This window comes from Aeromonas sp. 25-248 (assembly GCF_053005425.1).
Genome location: NZ_JBRKTB010000002.1, coordinates 293,474 through 313,553 on the forward strand (window position 1 = coordinate 293,474; position 20,080 = coordinate 313,553).

A 20,080-nucleotide genomic window follows, 5' to 3' on the forward strand; every position below is an offset into this window, starting at 1 on the left:
CGCGCCGCATGCCAGTAAAAAACAAGGCCCCGCCAATGCGGGGCCTTGTCGTATCGGGTCGTGGCCATCAGGCACTGAGGCGGAAGCGCTGGACCAGCCCCTCCTGCTGCTCGGCAAGGGAGTCGAGCTGCTGGCTGGTCTCGGCGACCCGCTCTATGCCCTGATAGTTGAGATCCGAGATGTCGGAGATGCGGTTGAGGTTGGTGGCGATGTCGGCGCTGGTGGCCTGCTGCTGCTCGGCGGCGGAGGCTATCTGGCTCGACATGTCGCTGATGAGCACCACGATGCCCTGCACCTCTTCCATGGCGTTGTTGGCCTGGGAGCTCTGATCCACGCAACTGTCCATCTCGCGGGAGCACTCCTGCATCACGTTGACCGCCCGGGCGACGCCTTGCTGCAGGTTCTCGATCATGGTCTGGATTTCGCTGGTGGACTGGGCGGTGCGACCGGCCAGGTTGCGCACCTCGTCGGCCACCACCGCAAACCCGCGTCCCTGCTCGCCGGCACGGGCCGCCTCGATGGCGGCGTTGAGGGCCAGCAGGTTGGTCTGCTCGGCGATGCCGCGGATGACGTCGAGGATGTTGCCAATCTGGCCGCTCATGGCGCTCACGTCGCCAATCACCTTGCCGGTCTGCTGCAGCTTGCCCGCGAGCTGATGGGTGGTGGTGATGTTGCCTGCCATTACCTTGCGCCCCATCTCGGAGGCCTTCTCCACATCCTGCACCCGCTCCAGGGTCTGGTTGGCGGCCTGGGCCACCTCCCGCACCGAGGCCTCCATCTGGGTCATGGCGGCGGCGACCGAGGCGGTCTCCTGACGCTGTTTTTCCAGATCCGCCCGCACCGATTCGGTGGTGTGGCGGTTGTCGTGGGCGGCGCTGTTGAGCTGGGTCGACGCCTGGGAGAGCTGCTTGAGCACATCCCCCATCTGGTGGATCAGCAGGTTGATCTGGCTGGCGAGCTGGCCGAATTCGTTCTGGCTCTTGAAGCCGACCCGCTGGGTCATGTCACCCTGGGTCACCTCGGTCAGCACCCGCAGCAGCTCTTTCAGGGGACGGCGGATGGCCTTGCCCAGGGTGAAGGCCACCAGGATGGCGACGAAGATGGCGATGGCGATGCTGATCCCCTGGGTCAGGGTACTCTGGGTCTGCACCCGATCGGAGGCCTGGATGCTGGCGTTCATCAGCTGCTGGCTCTGGGCGGTGATCCCCTCCAGCTTGTTCTGGATGCTGAGGATGAGCTGGCTCGCCTGCTTGCTCTGCTCGCGCATGGCCTGCTGTTGCTTCATCAGGGCCAGGTATTGGGAGAGCACGCCGTCATTACCCGTGGTGTCGCGCACGAAGCCATGGACGTAGTGGCCCATGTTGTTGTCGAAGTCCTTGAGCTCCCCCTGGAGATCCTTGATGGTGCTGTTGAAGCCCTCGATCTGCATCTTGTTGCGCTTGAGCGCCGCCTCGATGGGGGCGGGGATGCTCTGGTTGAGGGCATCCATGGTGGAGAGCTCGATGGCGGAGAGCTTGGTGGTCAGGGTCTCGGAGAGCATCTTGATGAAGCTGTCGTCGATGGTGACCATCATGTCCCCCAGGTTCTTCTTGAACTGGGGCAGGCTGACCTGGAACTGGCCCTTGGCCTGATTGACCTTGTGCAGCCGGGTGAGCAGGGCCTCGTGTTCGCCGGGCAGGGTCTGGGTCAGTTGCAGGTAGTCATCCACCAGCTTGACGAGGGCAGTCATGTCCGCCTGCAACTGGGGATGAACCGCCACCTGCTGCTTGAGGCTGGCGACCATCTTGTCGACCTGGCCCTTGGCCTGTTGCAACTCGGCCACTTCCGCCGGCAGTTGCTTGAGATCCTGCTCGGTCAGCACGTCGGTGAGCCATTTGTTGGCGCTGAGCAGGCTTATCTGGGTCTGGCTGCTGGCGAGTACCAGCGGCATGGACTCCTGGGTCACCTGATCCAGGGCGCCGCTGAGTTCGCTCTGGCCGCGAAAGGTCAGTACCGCACTGGCGACCATGACGGCGACCAGGATGGCAAAGCCCAGATAGACTCTCTGTAAGATCGAGAGGTCTGACATTGTTTGTTTCATTATTGTCCCGCTGTCTGTGCAAAAGTCCCTTGCCTGAGTACCCCGTCCCTTTGATACCCTGCATGCCCCGAAGGGGATGCCGTTGTGGTTCGCGGGACGTCTCCTCGCTATCGGTATTCTTCACAATAACTGAAGCGATTGGGACAACGGCTGTGCCAAATGTCGGCTTGTGTCACACTTGGCGCGTTGCGGCGGCCTGTTTGGGAGCCGCTTGAGCTTTGTATTGAATTTTCTTTTTCCTATAAAGGAGTTACCCATGGCGCAAGAAACCATTTTCAGCAAAATCATCCGCAAGGAGATCCCCGCCGACATCCTTTATCAAGACGATCTGGTGACCGCGTTTCGCGACATCCAGCCCAAGGCCAAGACCCATATCCTGATCATTCCCAACGTCCTCATCCCCACCGTCAACGACGTGGAGCCGGATCACGAGCTGGCGCTGGGCCGGATGTTCACTGTGGCCCGCAAGCTCGCCAGCGACGCGGGCATCGCCGAGGACGGCTACCGCCTCATCATGAACTGCAACCGCCACGGCGGGCAGGAGGTCTATCACATCCACCTGCACCTGGTCGGTGGCGAGCCCCTGGGACCCCTGCTGAGCCTGTGATGCGCCTCGTCCCGTCGACCGGCCTGCTGTTGGCCGGTCTGCTGCTGGGGGGCTGTGCTTCCCAGTGGAAAGACATGTTCGTCTCCTACTCGGATCAGATGGTGCCCCTGCGCAACCAGCTGCTGCTGGGCCATGCCGCCGAGGCCCTGCCCGAGGTGCGCGAATCGACCCCGGGGGACGACACCTTCGTGCTCGACCAGCTGGAGAAGGGGCGCATCGCCTGGCTGGCGGGTCAGGACGGCCCCAGCAAGCAGGCCTTTGCCGCCGCCGACAGCCGGCTTGCGTGGGAAGACAGTCAGGCCGAGTACCGCCTGAGCCAGGGACTGGCCCAGGCGGGCAGCCTGCTCACCAACGATCAGACCCTGGCTTACCAGGCGCCCGATTACGAGCGCACCATGCTGCACCACTATCTGGCGCTCAACTACTTGCAGCGCGGGGATGCCGACGGCGCCCTGGTAGAGGTGCGCCGTGCCAACCAGGTGCAGGAGCAGGCCCTTAAACGGCGGGCCGACGAGGTGCGCAAGGCCGCGCAGGAGGGGGAGCAGGAGGACGAAGCCGGGGAGATGCGCCAGCTGATGTCGCGCGGCGCCCCCGAGCTCGATCGCCTGATAGGCCAGGTGAAAAACGGTTTCCAGAACGCCTACACCTTCTATTTCTCCGGCGTGCTCTACGAGGCGGCCGGGGATCTCAACGATGCCTGGGTCGATTACCAGCGCGGCTACCAGATAGCGCCGGACAACCAGAGTCTGCAGGATGCCTTGCTGCGCCTGGCCCGGCTTCGCGGCTCTCCCGAGGAGCTCAAGGAGACCGAGCAACGGATGGGCCGCAAGGCGCCGCAGCCGGTCAAGGATGAAGGACAGCTTGTGGTGCTGTTTGAAGATGGCCTGATCCCGGCGCGCCGGGAGCTCTTCCTGCCGCTGCCCATCTCCACCTCCAGCGGCGATTTTCGTACCTTTACCGTGGCGGTGCCCTATTACGACAATCGGGCCAGCGATGGCGCCCCGCTCACCCTGTCGGTGGGCAAGGGGGTGGCGCAGACCAGCGAGCTGGTGAGGCTGGAGGCGCTGGCGGCCAAGGATCTGCAGGAGCGGCTGCCCGGCATGCTGACCCGGCAGGCCCTGCGGCTGGTGGCCAAGGAGCAGGTACGGCGCACCGCCGCCAAGGAGGGGGGGGATGTGGGCAACATCCTGGTGGGGATCTTCAACACCCTCTCGGAGCGGGCGGATACCCGCAGCTGGCTGACGCTGCCCGCCAAGGCCTCGAGCTGGCAGGGGATGGTCCCGGCCGGGAACGTCACCCTGACCCTGGGGGCGGGCAGCGCCATGCGCACCCTGCCACTCAGCGTCCACGCCGGGCGCACCACCCTGGTGTGGGTACAGCGCCTGGGGAGCGGGCTCACGACCCGGGTGATGCCCCTCTAGGGGGAACCGGATATGGCAACTCAGATGAATGACCGGTCAGGCCGACGGCCACCGGCAAGGAGAGCAAGATGAAAGCACAAGGGTTGGCCCTGGGCCTGGTTCTGCTGCTGACGGGCTGTGCCACCAATACTTCCGGCGTGGCGCTCTATGGCGCGGCCGGTTCGGCGGCGGTGGCCGAGCAGCATCAAAACGTCAACGTCACCCTGACCGAACTCAGCCGGCGCCAGCAGAACGGCCTGTTGCAGGTCAACGTGGCGGCGGCCAGTACCCAGCGTGGTGACCACACGCTGCAATATCTCTTCTACTGGTATGACGACGCGGGGCAGGAGGTGGCCAGCGATGGCCGCGGCTGGACCCCCCTCAAGCTGCATGGCTACCAGACCCGCACCCTGTCCGCCCTGGCGCCGAGCCCGGCTGCACGGGGTTACCGGATTTACGTTCGCGAAGTGATGGAGGAATCCTACTGATGAAAATGAATCATGCCCTGCTGATCCTGACCGGCGCCCTGCTGCTGGGCGGCTGCTCCAGCACCACCGTCAGCTATGGCGATCCCACCGAGACCGAGACGGTGACCGTCGATTACGGCTCCTCCGACTTGCAGGCCATCGCCGACAAGATGGCGGATTCCATGCTGGCGTCCCCGGCCACCAGCGAGATCACCGCCGGGGGCCGCCCGGTGATGTTCATGGACTCCATCCGCAACAAGACCTCGGAGCACATCGACACCGAGGCCATCACCGACACCATCCGCACCAAGCTGCTGCGCTCGGGCAAGTTCCGCTTCGTGGACATGAGCAAGGTGGCGGCGGTCAAGCAGCAGCTCGAATACCAGCAGGGCAGCGGTATGGTGGATCCCGCCACCATGGTGCGGCTCGGCAAGCAGACCGGTGCCCGCTACATGGTCTATGGCAACCTCGCCAGCATCGTCAAGGACAACGGCAAGGTGAAGGACGTCTACTACCAGATGACCATGAACCTGATGGATGTGGAGAACGGCGAACTGCTGTGGGCCGATCAGAAAGAGATCCGCAAACAGGCCAAGAAGTCCACCTTTGGCTGGTGAGAACCCGCGGGGGCAGGGGGATCTGGCGGAGCTGGCGCTCCTCGCCAGCCTGCCGGCGCCCTGGTATCAGGGGCGCCTTGAGCCGCTGGGTCAGGGCCTGACCAACGGCAACTACCGGCTCTGCCTCCCCACTGGCGAGCAGGTCTTCCTGCGCCGCGGTCATCCTGATCCGGTGCGCCTTGGCATCGACCGGGCCACCGAGTGGCAGCTCTACCAGGGGGCGGTGGGGCAGGGGCTGGCGTTGCCCTGTCATCACGGCGATCCCGCCACCGGCCTGATGCTGCTGGCGTGGTGCGACGAACCCAACTGGGCCGAGCAGGCGCCGCCTCTCGCCGCGCAACCCCGCCTGATGGCGGAGGTGCTGGTGCGGCTGCACCGCCTGCCGGTGCCGACCGTGGTGATGGCGGTGCGGGCCCACAGCGGCGGTTATCGGCAGCGTCTGGCCCATATCCCTCCCTGGCTGCCCGCGCTGGAGCGGGCCCTGCTCGCGAGCCGGGAGCCGGACGACTGCTGGCTCCCTTGCCATCACGATCTCAATCCGGCTAACTTGTTGGGGTCGCGACCCTGGGTCATCGACTGGGAGTACGGCGCCGCCGGTCATCCTGGGTTCGAGGTCGCCAGCATCCAGCGCACCCACGGCTGGAGCGAAGAGCAGCGGTGCCAGTTGGAGAGCTGCTATCTTGAAGCCATGGACGGGGCACCGACGGGGCTGGGGCCCCGGGGATTCCAGGCCGATGCCTTCCTGCCCTGGGTCGATTACATCGGCCTGCTGTGGGCGCTGCTGATGGCCGAACAGCAACCCGGGCCCGAGTATCAGGCCCTGATCGATATCAACCGCCAGCGCCTGGAGTGATGCCAGGCAACGGCCCGCGCGACGCGTGTATTCAATGAATGGGAGGCATGCATGGTGACCACATTCTCATGGCGTCAACCGCGTAGCTGGAGCCTGCTGCTGCTCTGCCTGCTGCTGACGGGTTGCGCCACCCGGGTGATCTACTACTGGCTCGACTCGGCCATCGTCTGGCAACTGGACGACTACTTCTCCCTGGACCGCAGCCAGAAGAAGCTGCTTGACCAGGAGGTGAAGGGGCTGATGGCCTGGCACCGGCAGCATGAGCTGCCCATCTATGCCCGGGATCTCGACGCCCTGGCCAAGGCGGTGGCCAGCCCCATGAGCCCGGCCCAGGTGACCCTGCATCTGGACAGAACCCAGGCGAGCCTGACCCGTACTCTGGAGAATGCCATTCCCCGCACGGTGCGCCTCGCCAAGACCCTGACCGACGATCAGGTGGCTCGCTTCATGGCCGATAGGGTGAAGCGCCAGCAGGAGCGCCAGCACGATTTTGCCACCCAGTCGAAGGCCGAGATGATCAAGGGCTTTCGGGAGAAGATGAATGAGCGCCTGGTGTTCTGGATTGGCAAGGTGAAACCGGCCCAGGAGCCCCTCATCACGCAGTGGGCCGAGTGGCAATACGAGATGATGGCCCCCTGGCTCGACTTTCAGGAGGCCTGGACCAAGGAGCTGGATCGGCTGATGAAACAGCGCCAGAGCCCGGATTTCGGCCAGGAGCTGACCCGCTTGCTCCAGCAGGGGGACGGCCTGATGGATGGCCGCTTCACCGGCTACACGGACCAGTCCCGCCAGCGCACCATCCAGTGGCTGAGCGATCTCAGCCACTCCATGGATCTCTCCCAGCGGGCCCACCTCTACACCCTGCTCAAGGACTATGCCGAGGACTTCGAGGGCATGACCCGCAGCCGCTGAGGACGCGGTGAGACAACACAAGGGCGGCGGGCACTGGGCCTGCCGCCCTTGTTCTTGTGGGGCAGGCTGTGGTAGCTTGCCCTTTCTATTGTGTGGGAATTAACTTTTGAACCTGACCGACAACGTGAAACTGGCGGCGATGACCCTGCTCATCACCCTCGCACTGTTGTTCTCTACCCTCTCGGTGGAGGGGGTCAAGGTACCCGCGTTCCAGCCCTCGGCCCAGCAGGCCCACTCGCTGGCGGAGGGGGCGGCGCCTGCCGACGCAAGCCCGGCGGCCCACGGTGTCAGCGGCGGTGACGATGGCATCGTCAAGTTCGTCGGCTCCCACCAGAATCACCTGCTGCGCCTCGAGCACTCCCTGAGCCGCGATCATCAGCCCGGCAGCGTGGTCTACGAGCTGGTGATGAGCTGGTCCCAGCAGGCGATCCTGCTGCTGCTGTGCGGCCTGCTGTTCTATGCCGCCCTCTTCTACCCGGGGACGAGCTTTCGCGATCACTTCGCCGGCATTCACAGGCGCCGCCTGCAGCGCCGGCATCTGCAGTACCGCTTCGCCCAGAGCTTCCTCGCCTGACCCCGATGGGGTCAGCTTGCCACCTGTTGCCTCATCTTCTCTCTGTTGCTGTTCACTTTTAGTGAACGGCTAGGCTGTCTTGTTTCATTTTTTTGCACGGTGCGACCCCGGTGTCGCCCCTTGCCATCGCCTGACAGAGGCCGATTTCATGAGAAAAAAGAGTCATACCGTGTTGAACCGCATGAGCCTGTGGCAGTACGCCCTGTTGCTGCTGATGCTGGTCACGTTCGCGTTCTATTCCCTGCCCACCTTCTTCGGTGAGCAGCCCTCCCTCGGGCTGCACGGCCAGTCGCGCCTGAGCGACGCGCAGCGCACCCTGCTGGCCGAGAACCACATCGACCCCCTCAAGCAGATCGCCCAGGGTGGCCGGATGGCGCTGGTGTTCGCCAGCCAGGGGGAGCAGCAACTGGCCAAGCAGTTGCTGGAGCAGCAGGGGCTGGACAGCGCCGCCCTGACCCTGGAGTTCTACTCCAACGCCCCGGCCTGGATCAGCCGGCTCGGCGCCGATCCCATCAAGCTCGGGCTGGACCTGCGCGGTGGCTCCCAGCTGTTGATCGGGGTGGACGTGGATTTCGTCATCGACAACCAGACCAAGAACCTGGTGGATACCCTGCGCACCCGTTTTCGCGAGGCTAACCTGCGGGGGGCCAGCGTGATGCGCACCGCCCAGGGGAGCGTGGCCGTCACCCTGCCCGACGTGGCGGGGCAGGAGGCCTGGCTCTCCATCATCAAGGAGAGTGCCGGTACCCGCCAGGATCAGTGGACACTGAGCCGTTCCGGCAACGCACTGACCCTGGTGCTGAGCGACGCCGAGCGCACCCTGCTGGTGAACAACGCCGTGACCCAGAACCTGTCGATCCTGAAAAAGCGGATCAACGAGCTCGGCATCGTCGAGGCCTCGGTGGTGCGTCAGGGGCAGGACGGCATCCGCATCGAGCTGCCGGGGGTGCACAACCCCAAGCAGGCGAAAGAGGTGATCGGCGCCACCGCGTCCCTGGCCTTCTATGAAGCCAAGGCCGACAGCCGCTTCTTCATGGCGGATCGAAGCGGCCAGGCGGTGGGACTGGCCCGCCAGCCGGTGCTGAGCGGCGAGCATATCGTCGATGCCCGCGCCAACATGGGGGAGATGGGGCAGCCCCAGGTCAACATCGTGCTCGACACCCTGGGGGGGAGCAAGATGAACCAGTTCAGCCGCCAGCACGTGGGCAAGCCCATGGCCACCGTCTTCACCGAGTACAAGACCAACGCCGAAGGCAAGCTGCGCGCCCGAAGCGAGGTGATCAACGTCGCCACCATCCAGACCGCCCTTGGCAACCAGTTCCGCATCACCGGGATTGGCAGCCTGCCCGAGGCCCAGGAGCTCGCCATGCTGCTGCGGGCCGGGGCCCTCACCGCGCCGCTGAAGATCCTGGAGGAGCGCAGCATAGGCCCGACCCTGGGTCTGCAGAACATCGAGGCGGGCTTCACCGCCCTGGCGTTCGGCATGGCGGGCATGATGCTGTTCATGATGGCCTGGTATCGCAAGTTCGGCTGGGTCGCCATCACGGCGCTGGTCGCCAACCTGCTGATGCAGGTGGGCATGCTGGCGGTATTGCCGGGGGCCGTGCTGACCCTGCCGGGGATCGCCGGTCTGGTGCTCACCGTGGGCATGGCGGTGGATACCCATGTGCTGATTTTTGAGCGGATCAAGGACCGGCTGCGGGAAGGGGGTTCGTTGGCCAACGCCATCGACTTTGGTTATCGCTCGGCGTTTCGCACCATCTTCGATGCCAACATCACCACCCTCATCTGCGCCGTGGTGCTCTATGCCATTGGTTCCGGGCCGCTGCAGGGCTTCTCCATCACCCTGATCCTGGGGCTCATCTCCAGCATGGTGACCGGCATCTGGGGCACCCGCGCCATCATCAACCCCCTGTGGGGCAACAGCCGCGCCAAGCTGCTGAGGGTATGACCATGAACCGACTTCACCACCATGACGCCGCGCCCGTGAGTCTGCATGACCTGCGCACCGACCGCTTCCTGCCGGGAAGCCTGAACCACCTGACGTCGAGGGAAGAACAATGCTGAGAATGATCCTGGCCATGGGGCTGACCCGCTGGCGCTATATCGGGCTGTGGGCCTCCGTGCTGCTGACCCTGGCCTGTGTAGCCATCCTTGCGACAAAAGGGCTCGCCCTCGGGCTCGATTTCACCGGCGGGATCCTGCTGGAGTTTCGCATCCAGACCCTGAAGGAGGCCCATGAGCTCAACGCCCTGCTGACGGCGCCCCTGGCGGGGGTGGTGGAGCTGCACGGCGCCGGTGTGCCCGGCGAGTGGCTCATCAAGCTGCCCCCCCACGCGCTGCCCTGGGCGGCGGAGGATCTGGCGACCATGCTGGGGCAGCAACTCGCCCTGCCGGTGGAGCTCTTGCGCACCACCATCGTCGGGCCCCAGGTGGGCGCAGAGCTGTTCCAGCAGGGGATGCTGGCGGTGCTGGTGGCCTCGCTCGCCATCTCCGCCTACCTGGCGGTGCGCTTCGAGTGGCGCCAGGCCATCGGCATCCTGGTGTCGGTGCTGCACGACGGTCTGGTGGCCATCGGGCTGCTCGCGCTCTTTGACATCGAGTTCGACCTCAACGTCATCGCGGGCCTGATGGCGGTGATAGGCTACTCCCTCAACGACAGCATCGTCATCTCGGACCGGTTGCGGGACTTGCTGGGGTCGCGTACCCGCATGGGGATCCACGAGTGCTCGGACGTGGCCATCAAGGCCACCTTCAGCCGCACCATGATCACCTCGGGCACCACCCTCTTCACCGTTGGGGCCCTGCTCCTGTTCGGCGGCGACGCCCTCTACGGCTTCTCCTTCACCCTGTTCGCCGGCATCCTGGTGGGGACGCTCTCCTCCATCACGGTGGCCTCCACCGTGCAGGAGCTGCTGGGGCTCTCCCCCCAGGCCTACCAGAAAAAAGAGGAGGAGCTGGCCGAGGCGGCGTGACCGCCGAGCCCCCCGTCACGGGGCACATGGGCGGCCAGTGTGGCCGCCCCGGGCAAATAAAGGAAGGCGAATGCCTTCCTTTTTCCATTCTGCCAGAGGGGGGGCGGCGGCCCCGAAGGCCGGGTTGGGGCGGCGGGTGTGACGCGGCCGAGCAGAAGTTGAAAAGTGTAATGAAATGCATGTTTTAGGCGCTATTTTCGGGGCCCGCATCGGCTACACTGGCAGGGAGTCTATGGATGGAGTAAGCACTCATGAATATCGCTCGTCGGCTTCAACTCATTGCCCTGCTGGTCATGCTGGCCCTGGGGTGTCTCAGCTGGTTCAGCATCAGCAGACTCTCCTCCGCCAATGCGGATCTCAGCTATGTAACAGACAACACAGTCCCCAGCATTTCCACGATCAAGGAGATACAGACAGACTTCTACGCCCTGCATTCATTGATCCAGGCGCACGTGCTCAACACCGACGACGGCAAGATGAGTCAGATAGAGCAGAGCATTGCATCCCTTCACACCAAGATGGACGCCCTGCTGAGCCAGTATGAAAACGGGATGATCTCCAATGAGGAGGACAGGCAGCTCGTCGCCGATGATCGGCGCCTGGTTGCCCAGTACGGCAAGGCCTCTGAAGACGTCCTGCGCCTGTCCCGCGAGAACAAGAATGTGGAGGCCAGAGAGGCGATCGACAAGGAGCTTGCCCCCTTGTTTGAGCAGCTTTCCCAGGCCATCGACAAGCACGTCCACTTCAACATCCAGCAAGGTGACGCCGTCAAGCTGCGAGGCGAGCAGAATGCCGATAGCAGCATGCAGGCCCTGTTGTTCATCTCGGTGGGCACGGGTGCCCTCACGCTGGTGCTCTTTCTCTGGCTGTTCAGGCAGGTCGCCAATCCCCTCCGTCTGGCCATGGCGACCCTGTCCGAGATCCAGCGCGACCTGAACTTCACCCTGCGGGCCAATGTGAGCCAGCAGGACGAGATCGGCCAGACGCTGACGGCGGTCAACCGCCTGCTGGACACCTTGCAGCAGACCTTCACCGAGTTCTCGGTGGGCAGCCTGCAGATCAAGAGCACGGCAGAGTCCCTCTCCCAGGCGGCCCAGCACATGGCGGAGTCGGCGAGTCAGGCCAATGACGCCACCAGCCTTATCGCCGCCGGGGTGGAGGAGATGAGCGTGAGCATCACGGACATCTCCCAGCGCACCCAGGAGACCAGCCGCATCACCAATGAATCCGGCAAGCTCGCCAGTGACGGCGGGGCCACCATAGAGCGCACTGTGCTCGCCATCAACGACATCGCCGACGCCATTCGTCAGGCCTCCCGCGATGTGACGGCGCTGGGGGAGGGGATCTCCCGCATCGGTGGGGTGGTGAACGTCATCAACGATGTGGCGGGGCAGACCAACCTGCTGGCGCTCAACGCCGCCATCGAGGCGGCGCGGGCCGGTGAGCAGGGACGCGGCTTTGCGGTGGTCGCCGACGAGGTGCGCAAGCTGGCGGAGCGGACGGCCCAGTCGACCCAGGAGATCTCAAGGACGGTGGAGGCTATCCAGCAAGGGTCCGAGGCCACGGTGGCCAGAATGGTCCTGGTGGAGGAGAAGGTGGCGCAAGGGGTGGCCATGGCGACGGAAAGCGGGGCCATCATCACCCAGATCCGCCAGGCTTCCCATCGCGTCATGGATCAGGTCGGCGAGATCACCCTGGCCATCCGCGAGCAGACCTCGGCGGCGGAATCCATCGCCCTCCAGGTCGAGCAGATAGCCCAGGTGGTGCAGCAGACCAGCAGCACGGCGGAGGAGACTTCCGCCGCCGCAGAGGAGCTGAACGTGACCACGGAGAATATCCACCAGCAGATCTCCCGCTATCGCATCCAGTGATACGCGGATCGGTTGTTCTCTCCCCGCCATGCCCATGGCGGGGATTTTTTTATGTCAGAACCCCGAACCGGGCTGTTGCAGGAAGGCGGCCTCTTCCTCCGTGCTCGCCCTGCCCAGGATGGCGTTGCGGTGGGGGAAGCGGCCAAAGCGATCGACGATCACCTGGTGGCGCCGAGCAAAGTCGGCAAAGCCTTCGAAGGTGGCCCGGGCCGGGCCTGTGGCCTGCTCGTCGGCCAGGGCCTCGAACAGGGCGACGCTTCTGGCCTGCTGCTCTCTGGACTCCGCGTGCTCGAGGGGCAGATAGAAGAAGACCCGGGCCAGCGGCGAGAGCCCCTTGTCGACCCCGAGGGTGAGCCCCTTGAGGCACAGCGCCCTGGCCTTGTCGTCCTGGGCGAAGGCGGCGGGAGTGTGGCGGTGAAGGTTTCGCGGCAGCTGGTCCAGCAGCAGGATGAGGGCCAGGCGCCCTGCGGGATCGCCCTCCCAATGGGCGAGCTCGCCCGCTGCGGCACGGGCCGCCAGTTCGCCGAAGCGTGAGGCCAGCAGGGCATCGGTCTCGCTGCTCTTGCCCCACCAGAGGGGGGCCTGACGGGCGGCACGGGGAGCGTCGTCTGCGTCATCGCCAAACCAGAAATCGAGCAGAGGTTGCCAGGGTTGCATGGGAACTCCTTGGGCCGGTGGCCGTGAGGTGAAAACGGAGCAGGGGATCTGCCATGGGGGGCTGCCGCCGTGGCGGCTTCCCGTTACACTGTGCCATCTTTTGCCCCAAAGGGTGATCCCCGGATGGGCCCGTGGTCCCCTGATCTCCTCATCACCCTGACCGGGGCAGCCCGGATGTGTCCCACTCAATAGAAGGAATGCCAGATATGGCCGGAGCCAGTTTGTTGACCCTGCTCGATGATATTGCCAGCGTGCTCGATGATGTCGCCCTGATGACCAAGGTGGCGGCGAAGAAGACGGCCGGGGTGCTGGGGGACGATCTCGCCCTCAATGCAGAACAGGTCTCCGGGGTGCGGGCCGAGCGTGAGCTGCCGGTGGTGTGGGCGGTGGCCAAGGGATCGTTTCGCAACAAGCTCATTCTGGTGCCTGCCGCCATCGCCATCAGCGCTCTTATCCCCTGGCTCATCACCCCGCTCCTGATGCTGGGGGGGGCCTACCTCTGTTTCGAGGGGGCGGAGAAGCTGGTCCACAAGTTCCTGCCCCACGAGGAGGAGGCGCATCAGGCGGCGCCGGTGCCCGAGGATCTGGCGGCCTATGAGCGCCAGAAGGTGAAGGGGGCCATTCGCACCGATTTCATCCTCTCGGCGGAGATCATCGTCATCGCCCTCGGAACCGTGCAGGGGTCGAGCCTGGGCCTGCAGATCGCCGTGGTAGCGGGCATCGCCCTGCTGATGACCGTCGGGGTCTATGGCCTGGTGGGGCTCATCGTCAAGCTCGACGACATCGGCCTGCACCTGCTGCAAAAGCCCGATGGGGGCGCCGTGCGCCGGGCGGTGGGGCAGGGGCTGCTGGTGACAGCGCCCCGTCTGATGCACCTGCTTGCCCTGGTGGGCACCATCGCCATGTTCATGGTCGGCGGCGGCATTCTGGTCCATGGCTGGCCCTTCCTCCATCATCTCATCGAAGGGACGGCGGGCACGGTGGCCGCCCTGCCCGGGGTCGGCGGGGTACTGGCCGTGGTGACGCCCACCCTGCTGAGCGCCCTGGCCGGCGTGGTGGCAGGGCTGGTGCTGGTGGTGGCCATGACCCTGGTGAGCAAGCTTCAGCCCGCCAAATAGGTCGCTTGTCGGGAGAGGGCCGACAGGGGCCGTCGCACTGGGGGGCGCTCTTCTGCTGGTTGCCTCGAATGGGGGCTAGGCAAGTGCCTGGCCCCCTTCGTACTATCCGGTTTCACCCGCCCGCAGAGGCGGGGTGACCCGATATGGACGCAAACAGACAAGGACAACCATGAAACCACCCGTTTGGCGAGATGATCACATCTATGCCGCCCCCGACGATCCTGCCATCGAGGCCGCCTTCCAGGAGGCTGCCCGCGCCCTTACCCGGCTTGACGCTCTCCTGGCGGACCTGCCGGATCCCGCCCATCCCGTTGCGGATGCCAATGCCCTGCGCCACCTGTTGCGGGCCATCCGCCGCGAGGCCAACGGGGTGAAGACCCTGGCCTGGAACAGCCAGGTCTATGGTTACAACCGGCTGAGCCAGAACGGGCGCGACGAGGAGGCCCGGGTACTGCTCTCCCGGGGCCAGCAGCTGGAGGCGACCCTGGCCCAGCGCAGCAAGCCGGTGGACCTGTTCTGGGTTCGCGCCCCCGAGTCACTGGTGCGCACCCTGCTGCAAGATCCCGAACTCTTCGAGCTGGCCTACCACATCCATCACGACAGAGCGCTGCAGGATCAGTGGCTTTCGCTCGAGAGCGAGCAGCTCATCGAGGGGTTGGCGGTGGACGGCCTGCAGGGGTGGGGGGATCTCTACGACAACCTGGTGGGGCGGCTGCTGCCGGTGGTGGAGGGGGTGCCCATGGGGCTTGCCCAGGCGGACAACCTGCTCGCCCACCCGGACAGGGCGCGGCGCGCCAGTGCCTGGCACGCCATCCAGGGCGCCTGGGAGGCGGAGCAGGAGACGGTGGCCGCCATTCTCAACGCCATCAACGGCTGGCGCAACGAGCTCGGCCGCCAGCGCGGCAAGGGGCGCAGGCTGGATGCCCTCGAGGTTACCTGCCATCAGGAGCACATCACGGGCGCGACCCTGGAGACCCTGATGGCGGCGGCCGGGGAGCACAGGGAGCTCGGGCGCCGCGCCTTGCGGGCCATGGCCTGTGCCCAGCAGATCACCGACTTCGCCCCCTGGGATCTCTTTGCTCCGGCGCCTCAGGCCGTGCACGGCAAGTTCGGCTTCGAGCAGGCGCTGAATCTGGTGATGGAGGCCTTTGCCGCCTTCGATCCCGAGATGGGGGCGTTTGTCCGCATGATGGCCGACAAGGGGTGGATCGATGCCGCCCCGAGCGAGCACAGGCGAAGCGGCGCCTATTGCACCGAGTATGCCGATCCGCCCGAGCCAAGGGTCTTCCTCACCTTCGAGGGGACCATGGACAACGTCATCACCCTGGCCCATGAGCTCGGTCATGCCTGGCACAGCTGGTTGCTGCGGGATCTTCCCTTCGAACAGCGGGGCTACCCCAAGACGCTGGCGGAGACCGCCTCCCTCTTTGCCGAGATCCTGGTGCGCGATGCCCTGCTGGCCGCCACCGACAAGGTGGAGCAGCGCAGGGCCATCGCCTGGCTGGACGGGGAGCGGGCCGCGAGCCTGCTGCTCGACATCCCCGCCCGCTTTGCCTTCGAGCGCGCCCTGGTGACGGCGCGGGAGGCGGGTTACGTGGGGGCGAGCCAGATGCGGGAGATGATGAAATCGGCGCAGCAGCAGTGCTATGGTGACGCCCTCAGCCAGTATGACGAGCTGTTCTGGGCCAGCAAGGGTCACTTCTCCATCGCCGAGTCCGGGTTCTACAACTACCCCTATCTGTTTGGCTATCTCTTCAGCCTGGGGCTCTATGCCCAGCATGCGCGGGCCGGGGGCGAGTTTGTGCCCGCCTATCGCGCCCTGCTGCGAGATACCGGCCGCATGAGCGCCGAGGCGCTTGTGGAGAAGCACCTGGGGGTCGACATCCGCGAACCCGGGTTCTGGCAGGAGAGTCTGCGCTATGTGGAAGAGGCGGTGGTGCGCCTCGAGCGGCTGGTGTGATGCCTGCCCGCGAAGGTGGTGGCTCTGGCCACCTGGATTTCACGACGGGCCAGGCCCGTCCCTGACGATGAGCGTTCGATGCAACAACGAGTCTATCCACAGCAGTGGCAAAATGATCACATCTACCCCTCCCTCGACAGCTGTGTCCTCGAGGCGGACATGAGCCTGGCCCGCGCCAGCCTGGCCGAGCTGAGCGGTTTTATCGAGGGACTGGGCCAGGTTCCTCGCACTCCAGGCGCCTTGCAGGACTTCCTCAGGGAGGTACGCCTGCGGGCCCGGCGCATTCGCGACATCGGCTGGAACATCGCCGTGCTGGCCGCCTGCAAGGGGAGCCAGGACGCCCGGGATCCCCTCGCCAAGCAGGTTGCCTCCCGGGCCCGTGCCCTCAATGCGGATCTGTTCAAGACGCTTGCCCCCATCGAAGATCTGATGCTGGGGCTGCCTGCGCCCGAGTTTGAGCAACTGATGGCCGACCCCCTGCTCGGGGAGGAGGGGTACCGGCTGCGCCACGAGCGCCGCCTGCAGGATCAGCGGCTGCCGGTGGAGGCGGAGCAGCTGGTCATCGGCCTTGGCACCGACGGCTTGCACGCCTGGGGCAACCTCTACAACGATCTGGTGGGCAAGATAAGGCTGGTGATCGCGGGTCGCGAGATGGGGCTGGCAGAGGCGAGCAACCTGCTCTCCAGCCCGGATCGTGCCCTGCGCAAAGAGGCCTTCGATGCCATCAGCGCCGGCTGGGAAGGGGAGCAAGAGACGGTGGCGGCCATCCTCAACGCCCTCAACGGCTGGCGCCTGGAGCTCTCGCGCCAGCGCGGCAAACACCGGCGCCTCGATGCCCTGGACGTTTCCTGCCACCAGAGCCACATCGAGCGGGCGACCCTGGATACCCTGATGGCGGAGACCTGGCAGGCCCGTCATCTGGGCCAGCGGGCCCTGGGGCTGATGGCCGGTCACCTCGGCCTCGAGGTGCTGGGGCCGGAGGATCTCTTTGCGCCGCCCCCTGCCGCCAGCCGCCGGGAGATCCCCTTCGAGGAGGCGGTCGACATCATCGCCCAGGCCTTCGCGCGCTTTGACCCCGAGATGGGGGACTTTGCCCGCATGATGGCCGAGCGCGGCTGGATTGATGCCGCCCCCACCCCCAACCGGCGCACCGGGGCCTATTGCACCAAGTTTGCCGAGCCGGTGGAGCCGCGGGTCTTCATCACCTATGCGGGCACCATGGACAACGTCATCACGCTGGCCCACGAGCTCGGTCACGCCTGGCACAACTGGCTCATCCGCGACTTGCCCATGAGCCAGCGCAGCTACCCCATGACGCTCGCGGAGACCGCCTCCATCTTCGCCGAGACCCTGGTGCGCAGCGCCCTCTACGAGCAGGCCCGAAGCGTCGAGGAGCGTCTGGCCATCGCCTGGGCGGATGCCGACGGCGCCGCCACCTTCCTGGTCAACATCCCGGCCCGCTTCGACTTCGAGCGGGCCCTGGTGGCCGAGCGCGAGCAGGGCTATGTGTCGTCGGCCCGGCTCAAGGGGCTCACCGACGAGGCCTGGGGGCGCTGGTACGAGCAGAGCCTCGATCGCTATCACCCCCTGTTCTGGGCCGCCAAGGCGCACTTCTCCATCGCGGGCTTCGGTTTTTACAACTACCCCTACCTCTTTGGCTATCTGTTCAGCCTCGGGGTCTATCAGCAACTGATGAGCCGCCAGGCCGCAGGGGAGGCGGGGGTGGCGAAGGCCTACCGCGCTCTGCTGCGAGACACAGGTCGCATGAGCGCCGAAGAGCTGGTCGAACGGCATTTGGGGCAGGACATTCGCGAGCCCGCCTTCTGGCAGGGGAGCCTGGCCCTGGTGGAAGCGGCGGTGGCGCGCTTCGCCCAGTGCGGCAGTTAACCTCGCCAGACCCGGTTTGCGCCATGTCCCGCCGGGGCATGGCGCTGCCACAGCGGCCCCGGCGCGCGGTTTGGTGGCCCGAAGGGGCGTGATCCAAAGCAAGAAAGTGGGATGTTTTGGTGGCGCAAGGCCCTGTCGCTGGGGTAGTTTCGATAGAACCGACACAGTTTTTGAGGTCTTGTCCATGATCATCTATCTGCATGGCTTTGATGCCACCAGCCCCGGCAATCATGAAAAAGTGCTGCAGTTGCAGTTTATCGATGATGATGTGCGTTTCGTGCACTACAGCACGGTTCACCCCCGCCACGACATGAGCCATCTGCTCAAGGAAGTGAAGAAGCAGCTCGACATGAGCACCGATCCCAAACCTCTCATCTGCGGTGTGGGCCTGGGTGGCTACTGGAGCGAGCGGATCGGGTTTCTGTGCGGCATCAAGCAGGTGGTCTTCAACCCCAACTTGCACCCGGAAGAGAACATGCAGGGCAAGATCGACAGGCCGGAGGAGTACGAGGACATCGGCACCAAGTGTGTAACCGAATTTCGTAATAAAAATTCAGGAAACTGCCTGTGCATCCTTTCCGTTCAGGATGAAATCCGCGATAATCGGGACACTGAACGTGAATTGAAGAACTATTACGACATCGTATGGGATGAGCGCGAGACCCATAAGTTCAAGAACATCTCGCACCATCTGCAACGGATGAAGGCCTTCAAAGAAGCCTGAGCCATCACGTCAACCGATTTCGTTTTAGGGAGCCAATGGCTCCCTTTCGTTTTGAGGAACCAAGGAAAATCATCATGATGAATATTGTCGTTGTAGGCGGTGGCGCCGGTGGTCTCGAGCTTGCGACCAGCCTGGGCCGCAAGCTGGGCAAGAAGAACAAGGCCAGGATCACCCTGGTGGATCGCAATCGCACCCACCTGTGGAAACCCCTGCTGCACGAAGTGGCCACCGGCTCCATGGATGCGGGCATCGACGCCCTGAGCTACCAGTCCCACGCCAAGAACCACGGCTTTGAATTCCAGCTCGGCAGCCTGACCGACATCAAGCGCGACGAGAAACGCATCGTGCTGGCGCCGATCCACGACGAGAGCGGCGCCCTGGTGGTCAACGAGCGGGAAGTGGCTTACGACATCCTGGTGATGGCCATCGGCTCCGTCTCCAACGACTTCAACACCAAGGGCATCAAGGATCACTGCATCTTCCTGGACAGCCCCTCCCAGGCGCACCGCTTCTACAACAGCATGATGAACCGCTTCCTGCAGTTCGCCACCGAATACCAGCCCGGTGACAAGGTGAAGATCGCCATCGTTGGCGGCGGCGCCACCGGCGTCGAACTCTCTGCCGAGCTCTACAACGCGGTGGAGCAGCTCTACGCCTACGGCTTCAAGAACCTCACCACCGACAGTCTCAAGGTGACCCTGGTGGAAGCGGGCCCCCGCATCCTGCCGGCCCTGCCGGAGCGCATCAGCGGCTCCGCCCATCAGGAGCTGGTGAAGCTGGGCGTGGACGTGCGCACCGCCACCATGATCACCGAAGCGACCGCCGAGGGTCTGCACACCAAGGATGGGGAGCTGATTGAAGCAGACCTCATGGTGTGGGCCGCGGGCATCAAGGCGCCGGACTTCATGAAGGAGATCGCGGGCCTGGAAACCAACCGCATCAACCAGCTGGTGGTCCACGAGACCCTGCAGACCACCCGGGACGAGAACATCTTCGTCATCGGCGACTGCGCCGCTTGCCCGCAGCCGGACGGCAAGTTCGTGCCGCCCCGCGCCCAGTCCGCCCACCAGATGGCGACCCAGGCGTTCAAGAACATCCTGGCCAAGATGAACGGCGGCGAGATGAAGCCCTACCGCTATCACGATCATGGCTCCCTGGTCTCCTTGAGCCGCTTCTCCACCGTGGGCAGCCTGATGGGCAACCTGATGCGCGGCTCCATGATGGTAGAAGGCTACATCGCGCGCATCGTCTACATCTCCCTCTACCGGATGCACCAGGTCGCCCTGCACGGCTACATCAAGACCGGCCTCATCATGCTGGTGGGCCGCATCAACCGGGTGCTGCGCCCGAGCATGAAGCTGCACTGAGTGCATGGCGG

At 64.9% G+C, this 20,080-nt stretch carries 17 protein-coding genes; 15 read left to right on the plus strand and 2 right to left on the minus strand.

The genetic code is table 11. From position 1 onward, the window contains the following. Positions 1-67 precede the first annotated feature (67 nt). Positions 68-2,080 carry a methyl-accepting chemotaxis protein gene (locus ACVDHI_RS04805; protein ID WP_041215416.1) on the minus strand — a complete coding sequence of 671 codons (2,013 nt, stop codon included), beginning with the start codon at positions 2,078-2,080 and terminating at the stop codon, positions 68-70. A gap of 256 nt (positions 2,081-2,336) precedes the next feature. Between ACVDHI_RS04805 and hinT the strand changes: the two genes are divergently transcribed. The 10 genes from hinT to ACVDHI_RS04855 all read left to right on the plus strand — a co-directional run bounded on the left by hinT (position 2,337) and on the right by ACVDHI_RS04855 (position 12,356). Continuing rightward, positions 2,337-2,687 carry a purine nucleoside phosphoramidase gene (hinT, locus tag ACVDHI_RS04810; protein WP_010674343.1) on the plus strand — a complete coding sequence of 117 codons (351 nt, stop codon included), beginning with the start codon at positions 2,337-2,339 and terminating at the stop codon, positions 2,685-2,687. After that, positions 2,687-4,108, plus strand: coding sequence for a COG3014 family protein (locus ACVDHI_RS04815; RefSeq protein ID WP_447211772.1), 1,422 nt, complete (start codon positions 2,687-2,689; stop codon positions 4,106-4,108). Before hinT ends, ACVDHI_RS04815 begins: the two co-directional genes overlap by 1 nt. A 68-nt stretch (positions 4,109-4,176) precedes the next feature. Beyond that, positions 4,177-4,575, plus strand: coding sequence for a YcfL family protein (locus ACVDHI_RS04820; RefSeq protein WP_226044403.1), 399 nt, complete (start codon positions 4,177-4,179; stop codon positions 4,573-4,575). Further along, positions 4,575-5,171 (plus strand): penicillin-binding protein activator LpoB, encoded by a 597-nt coding sequence (gene lpoB / locus ACVDHI_RS04825; RefSeq protein ID WP_010674346.1) that lies wholly within the window; start codon positions 4,575-4,577, stop codon positions 5,169-5,171. The genes ACVDHI_RS04820 and lpoB overlap by 1 nt, the downstream gene beginning before the upstream one ends. Next, entirely contained in the window at positions 5,161-6,024 is an 864-nt protein-coding gene (locus ACVDHI_RS04830; RefSeq protein WP_447211773.1) for a phosphotransferase, read from the plus strand. Before lpoB ends, ACVDHI_RS04830 begins: the two co-directional genes overlap by 11 nt. Positions 6,025-6,075: 51 nt before the next feature. Further along, positions 6,076-6,936: a DUF6279 family lipoprotein gene (locus ACVDHI_RS04835; RefSeq protein ID WP_042017226.1), complete on the plus strand. Its 861-nt coding sequence runs from the start codon at positions 6,076-6,078 to the stop codon at positions 6,934-6,936. Between the two features lie 106 nt (positions 6,937-7,042). Beyond that, a complete protein-coding gene (locus ACVDHI_RS04840; protein WP_103259905.1) occupies positions 7,043-7,510 on the plus strand; it encodes a hypothetical protein in 468 nt (155 codons plus the stop codon). 148 nt (positions 7,511-7,658) lie between these two features. Continuing rightward, the gene (secD, locus tag ACVDHI_RS04845; protein WP_029314367.1) at positions 7,659-9,461 is read left to right on the plus strand and encodes a protein translocase subunit SecD; all 1,803 of its coding nucleotides are present in this window, start codon (positions 7,659-7,661) and stop codon (positions 9,459-9,461) included. Between the two features lie 109 nt (positions 9,462-9,570). Continuing rightward, positions 9,571-10,485, plus strand: a complete 915-nt coding sequence (gene secF, locus ACVDHI_RS04850) for a protein translocase subunit SecF (protein ID WP_174213908.1) — start codon at positions 9,571-9,573, stop codon at positions 10,483-10,485. Positions 10,486-10,736: 251 nt separating this feature from the next. Continuing rightward, the gene (locus ACVDHI_RS04855) at positions 10,737-12,356 is read left to right on the plus strand and encodes a methyl-accepting chemotaxis protein (protein ID WP_167825098.1); all 1,620 of its coding nucleotides are present in this window, start codon (positions 10,737-10,739) and stop codon (positions 12,354-12,356) included. A 54-nt stretch (positions 12,357-12,410) separates the two neighbouring features. Here ACVDHI_RS04855 and ACVDHI_RS04860 read toward each other — a convergent pair whose 3' ends face one another. Further along, a complete protein-coding gene (locus ACVDHI_RS04860) occupies positions 12,411-13,013 on the minus strand; it encodes a DUF924 family protein (RefSeq protein ID WP_125117211.1) in 603 nt (200 codons plus the stop codon). 206 nt (positions 13,014-13,219) lie between these two features. Between ACVDHI_RS04860 and ACVDHI_RS04865 the strand changes: the two genes are divergently transcribed. The 5 genes from ACVDHI_RS04865 to ACVDHI_RS04885 all read left to right on the plus strand — a co-directional run bounded on the left by ACVDHI_RS04865 (position 13,220) and on the right by ACVDHI_RS04885 (position 20,069). After that, a complete protein-coding gene (locus ACVDHI_RS04865) occupies positions 13,220-14,131 on the plus strand; it encodes a DUF808 domain-containing protein (RefSeq protein WP_039038966.1) in 912 nt (303 codons plus the stop codon). Between the two features lie 169 nt (positions 14,132-14,300). Further along, positions 14,301-16,091 (plus strand): M3 family oligoendopeptidase, encoded by a 1,791-nt coding sequence (locus tag ACVDHI_RS04870; RefSeq protein WP_048207425.1) that lies wholly within the window; start codon positions 14,301-14,303, stop codon positions 16,089-16,091. A gap of 78 nt (positions 16,092-16,169) precedes the next feature. Then, complete coding sequence (locus ACVDHI_RS04875) at positions 16,170-17,978, plus strand: M3 family oligoendopeptidase (RefSeq protein WP_447211774.1); 1,809 nt, start codon at positions 16,170-16,172, stop codon at positions 17,976-17,978. Between the two features lie 184 nt (positions 17,979-18,162). Beyond that, complete coding sequence (ycfP, locus tag ACVDHI_RS04880) at positions 18,163-18,702, plus strand: alpha/beta hydrolase YcfP (protein ID WP_005331594.1); 540 nt, start codon at positions 18,163-18,165, stop codon at positions 18,700-18,702. Positions 18,703-18,776: 74 nt separating this feature from the next. Further along, positions 18,777-20,069 carry an NAD(P)/FAD-dependent oxidoreductase gene (locus tag ACVDHI_RS04885; RefSeq protein WP_041212859.1) on the plus strand — a complete coding sequence of 431 codons (1,293 nt, stop codon included), beginning with the start codon at positions 18,777-18,779 and terminating at the stop codon, positions 20,067-20,069. The last annotated feature ends 11 nt before the right edge of the window (positions 20,070-20,080 follow it).